Below are 11,109 nucleotides of genomic sequence, written 5' to 3' on the forward strand. Positions count from 1 at the left end.
GCGCCCGCACACAAGGGTTTAAGGTTTCTATGAATCAAGCAATACCGCCGGACCCGCGCATTGCCAGCCTCGAAGCCGAAAACCAGGCCTTGCGCGCACGCATGGCTTTCCTGCTGGAACAGGCCGAGCGCAACCACGACATCATGTGCCGCCACCAGGCGTTCGACCTGGAAATCGTCAGCGCGTCCACGTTTCCTGAATTGATCGGCACCATCTTCCGCACCTTGCCCGTGATTTCCGACCTCGACGGCGTCACCTTGAGCCTGCTCGACGAGGATGACGATATCGTGCTGGTGATGGAAAAGCTCGGAGTCGATTTCAGCGCCTTCCCGCAGTTGCTGTTCGTGCATGCCGTGGCCGAGCTGGGTTTTGCTCCGCCGGCGCCCGTGGCCGAGGGCGAAGCGGCCTTGCCGCCGATGCCGCTGCTCGGTGCCTTCGATGCTGCCGTGCATGGCCCCCGTTTTCCGCAGATCGAATCGCTGCGCAGCGTGGCGCTGGTGCCCTTGCTGCGCAACAAGCGCCTGATTGGCAGCCTGAACCTGGCCAGCAGCGATGTGACGCGCTTTACGCCCGCGCTGGGCACGGATTTCGTCAAGCATATGGCATCCATCATCGCCATTTGCTTGGAAAACGTGATCAGCAATGAAATGCTCAAATACATCGGCTTGACCGATTCCCTGACGGGCGTCTACAACCGGCGCTATATCGACCGCCGCCTGCTGGAAGAAATCGCCCGCGCGCGGCGCCAGAATTATTGTATTTCATGCATGTATATCGATATCGACCATTTTAAGCTGGTCAATGACACGCATGGCCACCAGGGCGGCGATGAAGTGCTGCGCGAAGTGGCTACGCGCATCCGCACGGAATTGCGCCGCTCCGATGCGTTGGGCCGCTTCGGCGGCGAGGAGTTCGTCGTGCTGCTGATCGACGCCGATCTCGACAGTGCGACCTTCGTGGCCGAACGCATCCGCGCCAGCATCGCCGGCACCATGTTCGACTTGCCGGGCAGCGCGCAGGCGTGGGTCAGCGTGTCGATCGGCGTGGCCAGCCTGGAAGCGGACGCGGCGCTGCTGCCGATTGAAACGGTGGCGCAGCAACTGGTGGCGCACGCGGACCAGGCCCTGTACCAGGCCAAGGCCGATGGCCGTAACAAGGTTGTCAGCTGGAAAGCGCAGCGCGATTGATTATTTCAACAGCAAGGTCTCGGCTTTGGCCACGGCGTCGGCCGTGCCGCGCAGCACCACCACGTCGCCGCTGGCCAGCTGCGTTTCGGGCGTGACATCGAGGCGGCCGCGGCCGCGGCGGATGGCCGTCACAAACGCGCCGCAGCCGGCCACGTCGACCGCACTCAAGGGCAGTCCCACACAATGCGCGTCCTCGCTGACGGTGACCGTATGCAGGCGTTCGAGCTCGGCATCGTCGCCCGCGTCGCTGGAACCGTGGAAATAGCCGCGCAGCGAGGCATAGCGCTCCTCGCGCGCCGCCTGCACCCGGTGCACCACGCGGCGCAAGGGCACGCCCATCATGATCAAGGCATGCGAAGCGAGCATCAGGCTGCCTTCCATCAATTCCGGCACCACTTCGGCCGCGCCCGCCTTCTTCAACTGGTCGAGGTCGGTATCGTCGTGGCTGCGCACGATGACGGGCAGGGTCGGCGCCATTTCGTTCAGCAGATGCAATAACTTCAGTGCCGAGGGCGTGTTGGCATACGTGATCACGACGGCGCTGGCCCGGTAGATGCCGGCCGCCACCAGGCTTTCGCGCCGGCCCGCATCGCCATACGAGACGTTGGCGCCGGCCAGCTGCGCTTCCTGCACCCGTTCCGGATCCAGGTCCAGCGCGTGGTATTCGATTTTTTCTTCCGCCAGCAGGATGGCCAGGCTTTGCCCGCTGCGCCCGAAGCCGGCGATCAGCACGTGTTTTTGTGACGCCATGGTGCGGGTGGCGATCCTGGTCAGCGCCAGCGACTGCATCATCCAGTCGTTGGCCGCCAGTTTCATGACGATGGCGTCCGACTTGGCGATGAGGAAAGGCGCCACCAGCATCGACAGCACCATCGAGGCCAGCACCACCTGCACGACGAACGGGTCCATCAGCTTGATGCCGCCAGCGAGGTTCAGCAGCACGAAGCCGAACTCGCCCGCCTGCGCCAGTCCCAGTCCCGTGCGCAAGGCCACGCCGTTGCTGGACCCGAACAGCCGGGCCAGACCCGCGATCAGCGCGAATTTCAGCAGCACGGGGGCGCACAGCAAGAGCAGCACCAGCCACCAGTTATCGAGCACCACGCGGATATTGAGCAGCATGCCGACCGTGATGAAGAACAAGCCCAGCAGCACGTCGCGGAAGGGCTTGATATCCTCTTCCACCTGGTGCTTGAATTCCGTCTCGGAAATAAGCATGCCGGCAACAAACGCGCCCAGGGCCAGCGACAGCCCGGCCCGTTCCGTGATCCACGCCGCGCCCAGGGTAATCAAGAGCAGGTTGAGCATGAACAATTCTTGCGAGCGGCGCTTGGCAACGATGGTCAGCCAGCCGCGCACCATCTTCTGGCCGATGAACAGCAGCAAGATCAGTACGACCAGAGCCTTGCCGCCGGCCCAGGCCAGGGTTTCGGCCAGGTTGTCCGAATCGCGCGTGAGGGCCGGGATCAGGATCAGCAGCGGCACGACGGCCAGATCCTGGAACAGTAAAATGCCGATGATCTTGCGGCCGTGTTCGCTTTCGAGCTCGAGCCGCTCCGTGAGCATTTTCGAGACGATGGCTGTCGACGACATGGCCAGCGCGCCGCCCAGGGCGAACGCGGCTTGCCAGCTCAGGTGGATGTAGGCGGACAGGTAGCGCCCGACGAACCAGCCGAAGACGACGGTGGCGATGATGGTGGTGACCACCTGCGCCATGCCAAGGCCGAAGACGATGCGCCGCATGGCGAGGAACTTGGGCAGAGAAAACTCGAGCCCGATGGAAAACATCAGGAAGACGACGCCGAACTCGGCCAGCGTATGGCTGGCCTCGTTTTCGGCCGCCAGGCCCAGCGCATGGGGCCCGATGACGATGCCAACGGCCAGGTAGCCCAGCATGGGCGGCAAATGCAACATTCTGAAAGCGACCACGCCCAGCACGGCGCTGCCGAGTAACATCAGGGTCAGTTCAAGCGAGGAAAACATGGGTTGCCCGGTACGGTCAATGGAAATCGTTGTTTGTTGTGACTGGCAAGTTTTTTGCTTTCCTAATTCGTTTATACTTTGGGCATGAGTGTAACCCATGAAAAAACAATGCTGAAAGCTTTTGATCGAATTGACATGCAAGCGACGACCGAGCGCGCTGTTGCGCTGGCCCGCACCACCTTGCAGATCGAGTCCGACGCCATCGTTGCGCTGCACGCGCGCCTTGCCACGGACGACAGCGTGGGCCGCGCCGTGGCGCTGTTGCTGCAATGCAAAGGAAGAGTCGTCGTCTCCGGCATCGGCAAGTCCGGCCATATCGCGCGCAAGATTGCCGCCACCCTCGCTTCCACCGGCACGCCGGCCCTGTTCGTGCATCCGGCAGAAGCGGCCCATGGCGATCTGGGCATGGTCACCTCGGACGATGCTTTTATTGCCATATCGTACTCGGGCGAGTCGTCCGAACTGATGGCCATCATGCCTGTCGTCAAGCGCATGGGCGGCGTACTGATTTCCATGACGGGCAAACCGAATTCCAGCCTGGCCCAGCTGGCCGATGTGCACCTGGATATTTCTGTTGAGAAAGAAGCCTGTCCGCTAAACCTGGCGCCGACGGCCAGCACCACTGTCACCCTGGCCCTGGGCGACGCGATCGCCGTGGCCTTGCTCGACTTGCGCGGCTTCAAGGAAGAAGATTTCGCCCGCTCGCACCCGGGCGGCGCCCTGGGTCGCCGCCTGCTCACGCATGTGCATGACGTCATGCGCAGCGGCGAAAGGGTGCCGAAAGTGCCGGTAGAGGCATCCCTGCTGCAGGCGCTGGAAGAAATGACGAAGAAGGGCATGGGCATGACGGCCATCGTCGACGCGGACAACCGCCCCGTGGGCGTGTTTACGGATGGCGACTTGCGCCGCATGTTCGAGCGCGTGCAGGATTTCACGCAAGTGGCGATCCGCGACGTCATGCATGCGCAGCCGCGCAGCATCGCGCCCGAACGCCTGGCCGTCGATGCCGTGGCCGTGATGGAGCAGTTCCGCATCAACCAGATGCTGGTCGTCGATGCCGACGGCAAGCTGGTGGGCGCGCTGCATATCCATGACCTGACGCAAGCGAAGGTGATCTGATGGACAGCGTGGCGGACAACCTGGCGCGCGCGGCCAAGGTCAAACTGATGATCTTTGACGTCGATGGCGTGCTCACCGACGGCAGCCTGCATTTCGGCCCCGATGGCGAGATGATGAAAACGTTTAATGTGTATGATGGCCTGGGCATCAAGCTGCTGCAGGAATCGGGCGTGCAGACGGCTATCATCAGCGCGCGCCGCTCGGCCATTACGGCACGCCGCGCGCAAGACCTGGGCATTACCCATGTGCACCAGGGCGGTCACGACAAGCTGACGCCATTTCGCGAACTGCTGGCGCTGACGGGCTTGACGGAAGAGCAATGCGGCTATATCGGCGACGATGTCATCGATGCGCCCATCCTGAAACGCGTCGGTTTTGCCGTCAGCGTGCCGGGCGGGCGTCCGGAAGCGCAGGACCTGGCGCACCATGTGACGCAGGCCGGCGGCGGCCGCGGCGCGGTGCGCGAGATCTGCGAATTCCTGCTGCGCGCCCAGGACAACTATGCGCGCGTCATGGCGCCGTTCCTGGAGTGAGGCGCACCTTGCCGCCAGTGATATTGGAAAGAGTGAAACCCTATGCGTAAGCCAGGAGGCGCCCATCGCTGGCGCACGATTTTTACCCTGCTGGGTGCGGTTGTTGTCGCGCTGGCCAGCTTTTGGCTGCTCGAAGTGATGAACAAGAACAGCCAGGACATCAAGGCCAGCAAGCATCTGGATGAGCCCGATTATTTCATCACCAATTTCAGCCTGGTGCGCATGGATTTGACGGGTAAGCCCAGCTATATCGTGTCGGGCACCAAGCTCACGCATTATCCGGCCGACGATTCGTCCGATATCGACCAGCCCTTCGTGCGCAAGCTCACGCCAGGCATGCCGCCGTTGAACATGAATGCGGAACTGGCGCATATCGACCAGGACAATACCCGGCTGCAACTGCACCGCAAGGTCGTGATCGACCGCGCGGCCAGTCCGAAGGCGCAGAACCTGACGGTCAGGACGGAAGCGCTGACGGTGTTTCCGGACGAGGAAAGAATGGAAACGGACGTGCCTGTCGATATCCTGACGGGGACTTCGCGCCTCAATGGCATCGGCATGAAAGCCAATAACGCCACGGGCGTGGTGGAAGTGCAGAATGCGCTGCGCATGGTCCTCCCGCCGAAACCGCGCCCTGCCGCGGCGGCAAAATGACAGAATGAAACAAGGAAACCATACTATGAAGAACATCTTGCTGTTGACCGTATTTTCGCTGGCCATCATGGGCGTGGCGCATGCCGAGAAAGCCGATTCCGAGAAGGAAGCCGTCATCACGGCACGCAGCGGCCACGTCGATGACGTCAAGCAGGTGCGTACCCTGACGGGCGACGTCGTGCTGGTCAAGGGCACCCTGACCATGAAGGCGGGCCGGGCATTGATCACGGAAGACCCGCAAGGCTACCAGTTCATCACCTTCTGGGCCGATCCCGGCAAGCTGGCCACGTTCCGCCAGAAGCGCGATGGCGCGGGCGACCTGTGGGTCGAAGGCGAAGCGGAGCGCGTGGAATACGACAACAAGACGGAAGTGGTGAAACTGTTTTCCAAGGCCAAGCTGACGCGTCTGGAAGGCACGAAAGTAACCGACGTGGCCAATGGCGCCTTCATCTCGTATGACAGCCGCAAGGAAGTATTCAAGATGGAAAATTCCGACAGCGGCACCAGTACCTCCGATGGCGGCAGCGTGCGCATGGTGATCCAGCCGAAGACCAAGGCGCCGGAAGCGGAGAAAGCGCCGGCCACGCCTGCGCCAGGAAAGAAATAATGGACAATACTCGTTGCGGCAGCACCCTGATCGTTCGCGGTCTACAAAAAACCTATGGCAAGCGGCAAGTCGTGCATGATGTCTCGCTGCAAGTCGAATGCGGCGAAGTGGTGGGTTTGCTGGGCCCGAACGGCGCCGGCAAGACCACCTCGTTCTACATGATCGTCGGCCTGGTGCCGTCGGACGGCGGCAGCATCGATATCAGCGGCGTGGACATTTCCAGCCTGCCGATCCACCGCCGCGCGCAGATGGGCTTGTCCTATCTGCCGCAGGAAGCGTCCGTCTTCCGCAAGCTGACGGTGGAAGACAATATCCGCGCCGTGCTGGAAATCCAGACCGTCGAAGGCCGTCCCCTGAAGAAGGCCGAGATCGAGGAGCGCCTGGATAAACTGCTGGCCGATTTGCAGATTGAAAAGCTGCGCGAGAACCAGGCCCTGTCCCTGTCGGGCGGCGAGCGCCGCCGCGTGGAAATCGCCCGCGCGCTGGCCACGGATCCCCGTTTCGTGCTGCTCGACGAGCCGTTCGCCGGCGTCGATCCGATCGCCGTGATCGAGATTCAGCGCATCGTGCGCTTCTTGAAGGAGCGCAATATCGGCGTGCTGATCACCGATCATAATGTGCGCGAGACGCTGGGTATTTGCGACCGTGCCTACATCATCAACCAGGGCTCGGTACTGGCGTCGGGACGCCCCGACGACATCATCGCGAACGAGTCGGTACGCCGGGTCTATCTGGGCGAACACTTCCGCATGTAAGCCAATGAAACAATCATTGCAGCTGCGCACTTCGCAGCACCTGGCACTGACGCCGCAGTTGCAGCAATCGATACGCCTGTTGCAATTGTCGACCCTGGAATTGCACCAGGAACTCGAGCAACTGCTGACGGACAATCCCTTGCTCGAGCGCCTCGACGATCCGCTCGACCGTTCGCTGCGCCTGCTGTCGGACGGGGCCTTGAGTTCCACGGCGGCGCCGGCCGAAGCGCCGCCCCAGGCGCCAGGCCAGGAGGCGCCTGCCGCGCCTGCCGAAGCGGAAACCTTTGACGGCGAGGCGGGCGAGGGCCCGGCCGCCGCGGACGGCGGCGACAGTGACTGGAGCGAGGCGAGCCGGGGCAAGGCGCCCGACGACGAAGATTCCCGCCCGCAACTCGAGGCCCATCACTGCACCCTGCGCGAACACCTGATGGAGCAGATGCGCGTGACGGTGCTTGAATTGCGCGACCGCGCGCTGGTCGAGCTGATCATCGACGCGCTCGACGACAATGGCTACCTGGAAGAGTCGCTCGACGACATCCTGGCGCGCCTGCCGGAAGAGCTGGAAATCGACGCCGACGAGATGCGCACGGCCTTGTCGCTGCTGCAAAGTTTCGATCCGCCCGGCGTGGGCGCGCGCAATGCGTCCGAATGCCTGGCGCTGCAGATCAAGCGCTTGCCGCACATCGCCATGGTGACGCGGCGCATGGCGCTCGTCATCGTGGAAAAGCACCTGGCCTGGTTTGCCCAGCGCGATTTCAACAAGCTGAAAAAAGCCCTCGATTGCGACGATGAAGACTTGCGCGAAGCACAGACGGTGATTCGCCAGTGCAATCCGCATCCGGGTGCCGTGTTCGCCTCGGACGTGTCCGATTACGTGGTGCCCGACGTCGTCGTCAAGCGCGCGCGCAATGGCTGGCAAGTGACCCTGAACAACGACGTCATGCCGCGCCTGCGCGTCAACGCCATGTACGCCAACCTGCTCAAGCAGGGCAAGGGCGAGGGCGCCATGGGCGCACAGTTGCAGGAAGCCAAGTGGCTGATCAAGAATATGCGCCAGCGTTTCGACACGATTTTGCGCGTGGCACAGGCGATAGTAGAAAGACAAAAGAACTTTTTCTCGCATGGGGCCGTTGCCATGCGCCCCCTTGTGCTCCGTGAAATAGCTGATACACTGGGTTTACACGAGAGTACTATCTCGCGGGTAACAACTCAAAAGTACATGCTGACCCCGCACGGCATGTTCGAGTTGAAATATTTCTTTGGTAGCCACGTCGCCACCGAAGCGGGGGGCGAAGCGTCATCGACGGCGATACGGGCATTGATCGTGCAACTGACAGGAGCAGAAGACCCTAAAAATCCTTTATCCGACAGTAAGATTGCGGACATGCTGGGGGAACAAGGCATGGTGATTGCGCGACGTACTGTTGCCAAATACCGGGAAGCGTTGAAAATTCCGCCAGTGAGCCTGCGTAAGTGTTTGTAAGTTTTTTTCGGTTCCTCTGCGGGCCGGATAGGATGGACCGCACGAACCCGATCATCTTTAGGAGTGTGTATGAATCTCACCATCAGCGGACATCATCTCGAAGTGACACCAGCCATCCGTGAATACGTACAAACGAAGCTGGAACGCGTGAAACGTCATTTCGATCAAGTTATCGATATCGCCGTGATTCTGACCGTGGATAACCTCAAAGAGAAAGAAAAACGTCAAAAGGCCGAAGTCAACCTGCGTTTAAGTGGCAAAACCGTCTATGTGGAAAGCCTGGCACAAGACCTGTATGCCGCGATCGATGCCCTGATCGACAAGCTCGATAGGCAAGTGATGAAATACAAAACCAAAGTGCAAGGGCACGGTAAAGAGGCGATCAAGCATCTGCCAGACAACTCCGAGGAAGACGCCGTCGTCGCCGTTTAAGGCCACCCGCTTTCAGCAGTTGTGATCAACTAAGGGCGCACATTGCGCCCTTTTTTGCGCCTGGACCTTTTGAACGCAATGTTCCCCGCGCAGGCGCTAGAATGTTTGTACTTTTACTTTTTTCACGCCTGCCATGAGCGACTTCGTCCAGACCTCCATCCGCAACCGCACGGGGCACATCGTGCTCGACCGTCCGAAAGCCTTGAATTCCCTGTCGCTGGAGATGGTGCGCGCCCTGAGCGCTGCCCTGCTGGCCTGGCGCGACGATCCGCAGGTGGACGCCGTCGTGATCCGCTCGAGCAGCGAGAAAGCACTGTGCGCCGGCGGCGACATCCGTTTCTTCTACGATGCGGGCCTGGCCACGCCGCAAGGCGGCAGCGCCTTGCTGGAAGATTTCTTTACGGAAGAATACGCGTTAAATCATGTGATCCATTTCTATCCGAAACCGTATATCGCCGTGATGGATGGCGTGGTGATGGGCGGCGGCATGGGCGTGGCGCAAGCCGGACCCGGCAACCGCCTGCGCATCGTCACGGGCCGCACGCGCATGGCCATGCCGGAAGTTAATATTGGCTTGTTCCCGGATGTGGGCGGCAGTTATTTCCTGTCCCGCCTGGCCGGCCAGCTGGGCCTGTACCTGGGCTTGACGGGCTTGACGATCAACGCGGCCGACGCCCTGTACACGGACCTGGCCGATGTCTACCTGCCCGAGGCGCAGATGGGGGCGCTGCTGGCCCTGTTCGAGTCGACGCCGGGCGAGGCCTTGCCGGTTGCCATCAAGGCGCTGGCGGCGCCGTTCCAGGCCGAGGCGGGTATCGCCTCGCTGGCGGCGGCGCGCGTGGCGCTGGACCGTCACTTCGGCGCCGGCTCCGTGGCGGCCATCATGGCCTCGCTGGCGCAGGACGACAGCGCGTTCGCCAGCAAGGCGCTGGCGGCCATGCGCCTGCGCTCGCCTTTGATGATGTCGGTAACTCTGGAATTGCTGCAGCGCGGGGCTCACTTGGGCGTGGCCGATTGTCTGCGTCTGGAGCGCACGGTGGTGCGCCACAATTTCGAGCATGGCGAAGTGCTCGAAGGCGTGCGTGCGCTGGTGGTCGACAAGGACAATGCGCCGCGCTGGAACCCATCAAGCCTGGACGAGGTCGATGCTGCCATGGTGGCGCGCTTCTTCGCACCGGTCTGGCCGGCGTCAGCGCATCCGCTGCGCCACCTGAATTAACTAGGAGCGCTCGCGGTGGCGCAGCACGACGCGCTCGTTGGGGCCGAAGTATTGCGCCAGCCGTTCCGCCATGTACACGGAGCGGTGCTGGCCACCCGTGCAACCGAGGGCCACCGTCAGGTAGCTGCGGTTGTCGGACTTGAATGACGGCAGCCATTTTTCGATGAAGGCGCGGATGTCGGCCAGCAGTTCCAGCGCGCTCGGCTGCGCGTCGAGGAAGGCGATCACGGGCGCGTCGCGGCCGTCGAGCGGGCGCAGCGCCAGGTCGTAATAGGGATTGGGCAAGGCCCGCACGTCGAAGACGAAATCGGCGTCCAGCGGCACGCCCAGCTTGAAGGCGAACGATTCGAAGAACAGGGTCAGCGGCGCGCGTTCGGAAGCGATCATATCCTTGATCCAGGCGCGCAATTTGTTGGCGCTCAGCTCCGACGTGTCGATCACGTGGCCCAGCTGTTCGATGGCCGACAGGCGTTCACGCTCTTCCGAGATGCACTCGATCAGGGTGCGGCGGCTGGCCGGATTCTGGTTCGGGCGCAATTCATGCGACAGCGGATGGCTGCGCCGCGTTTCCGAGAAGCGCGCCACCAGCGAATGCGTGGTGGCCGTCAGGAACATGACCTTGACGTCGTGTCCCTGGTCGCGCAGCAGCGCCACATTGTGCGGCAGGCTGACGAGCGACTCGGCGCTGCGCGCATCGACGGCGACGGCCAGTTGCGGTGTACCTTCGTCGAGCAGGGTTTGCACCAGGCTGGGCAGCAAGGCCGGTGGCAGGTTGTCGACACAATAGTAGCCGGTATCTTCCAGCACATTGAGCGCGACGGATTTACCGGAGCCGGATATTCCGGTGATAAGGACGATATGCATAGCCCGATCATACAATAAAGATCGGCACTCTGCTCCAAGGCAATTATCTTTACAAATTATTGCAATTTGGACTGTGGTATTTCTTTGCTGCACACGTCAACCATGTTGTCGGATTACGCGGGGCTTTGCCCCGCCTCGGCGGCCCGCTAATCCGACCTACGTTGCTAATCGCCACTCATGGCGAGTCGTTGGTGCAGCAGGGAATTCACGCAGCACTGCTGCGTGCCTGCGTAACGGTTCGCCCTTGCAAGGGCGAACTCCTTGGCAACATTAATC

The 11,109-nt window shown here is 61.8% G+C and carries 11 protein-coding genes; 9 read left to right on the plus strand and 2 right to left on the minus strand.

Translation table 11 applies throughout. The features are described 5' to 3' along the window. Positions 1-29: 29 nt before the first annotated feature. A complete protein-coding gene (locus KO538_RS26905) occupies positions 30-1,187 on the plus strand; it encodes a diguanylate cyclase (RefSeq protein WP_219330191.1) in 1,158 nt (385 codons plus the stop codon). Here KO538_RS26905 and KO538_RS26910 read toward each other — a convergent pair whose 3' ends face one another. Further along, the gene (locus tag KO538_RS26910; protein ID WP_219330192.1) at positions 1,188-3,167 is read right to left on the minus strand and encodes a monovalent cation:proton antiporter family protein; all 1,980 of its coding nucleotides are present in this window, start codon (positions 3,165-3,167) and stop codon (positions 1,188-1,190) included. Between the two features lie 84 nt (positions 3,168-3,251). Here KO538_RS26910 and KO538_RS26915 point away from each other — a divergent pair, with 84 nt between their 5' ends. The 8 genes from KO538_RS26915 to KO538_RS26950 all read left to right on the plus strand — a co-directional run bounded on the left by KO538_RS26915 (position 3,252) and on the right by KO538_RS26950 (position 9,969). Beyond that, positions 3,252-4,286 (plus strand): SIS domain-containing protein, encoded by a 1,035-nt coding sequence (locus KO538_RS26915; RefSeq protein ID WP_374106893.1) that lies wholly within the window; start codon positions 3,252-3,254, stop codon positions 4,284-4,286. Beyond that, on the plus strand, positions 4,286-4,819 hold the full coding sequence (locus KO538_RS26920; protein ID WP_046681707.1) for an HAD family hydrolase: 534 nt from the start codon (positions 4,286-4,288) through the stop codon (positions 4,817-4,819). The genes KO538_RS26915 and KO538_RS26920 overlap by 1 nt, the downstream gene beginning before the upstream one ends. A 42-nt stretch (positions 4,820-4,861) precedes the next feature. After that, the gene (lptC, locus tag KO538_RS26925; RefSeq protein WP_034753320.1) at positions 4,862-5,473 is read left to right on the plus strand and encodes an LPS export ABC transporter periplasmic protein LptC; all 612 of its coding nucleotides are present in this window, start codon (positions 4,862-4,864) and stop codon (positions 5,471-5,473) included. A 25-nt stretch (positions 5,474-5,498) separates the two neighbouring features. Continuing rightward, positions 5,499-6,080 (plus strand): lipopolysaccharide transport periplasmic protein LptA, encoded by a 582-nt coding sequence (gene lptA, locus KO538_RS26930; RefSeq protein ID WP_034753322.1) that lies wholly within the window; start codon positions 5,499-5,501, stop codon positions 6,078-6,080. Next, on the plus strand, positions 6,080-6,835 hold the full coding sequence (lptB, locus tag KO538_RS26935; protein ID WP_034753325.1) for an LPS export ABC transporter ATP-binding protein: 756 nt from the start codon (positions 6,080-6,082) through the stop codon (positions 6,833-6,835). Before lptA ends, lptB begins: the two co-directional genes overlap by 1 nt. A gap of 4 nt (positions 6,836-6,839) precedes the next feature. Continuing rightward, positions 6,840-8,318, plus strand: coding sequence for an RNA polymerase factor sigma-54 (locus KO538_RS26940; protein WP_219330193.1), 1,479 nt, complete (start codon positions 6,840-6,842; stop codon positions 8,316-8,318). Between the two features lie 69 nt (positions 8,319-8,387). Further along, complete coding sequence (gene hpf / locus KO538_RS26945; RefSeq protein ID WP_034753331.1) at positions 8,388-8,750, plus strand: ribosome hibernation-promoting factor, HPF/YfiA family; 363 nt, start codon at positions 8,388-8,390, stop codon at positions 8,748-8,750. A 133-nt stretch (positions 8,751-8,883) separates the two neighbouring features. Then, the gene (locus KO538_RS26950; protein ID WP_070305333.1) at positions 8,884-9,969 is read left to right on the plus strand and encodes an enoyl-CoA hydratase/isomerase family protein; all 1,086 of its coding nucleotides are present in this window, start codon (positions 8,884-8,886) and stop codon (positions 9,967-9,969) included. Here KO538_RS26950 and rapZ read toward each other — a convergent pair whose 3' ends face one another. Then, positions 9,970-10,833 (minus strand): RNase adapter RapZ, encoded by an 864-nt coding sequence (rapZ, locus tag KO538_RS26955; RefSeq protein WP_034753336.1) that lies wholly within the window; start codon positions 10,831-10,833, stop codon positions 9,970-9,972. Positions 10,834-11,109: the final 276 nt, after the last annotated feature.

It is taken from the genome of Janthinobacterium sp. NKUCC08_JDC, assembly GCF_019345575.1.
Lineage (GTDB): Bacteria > Pseudomonadota > Gammaproteobacteria > Burkholderiales > Burkholderiaceae_D > Janthinobacterium > Janthinobacterium aestuarii.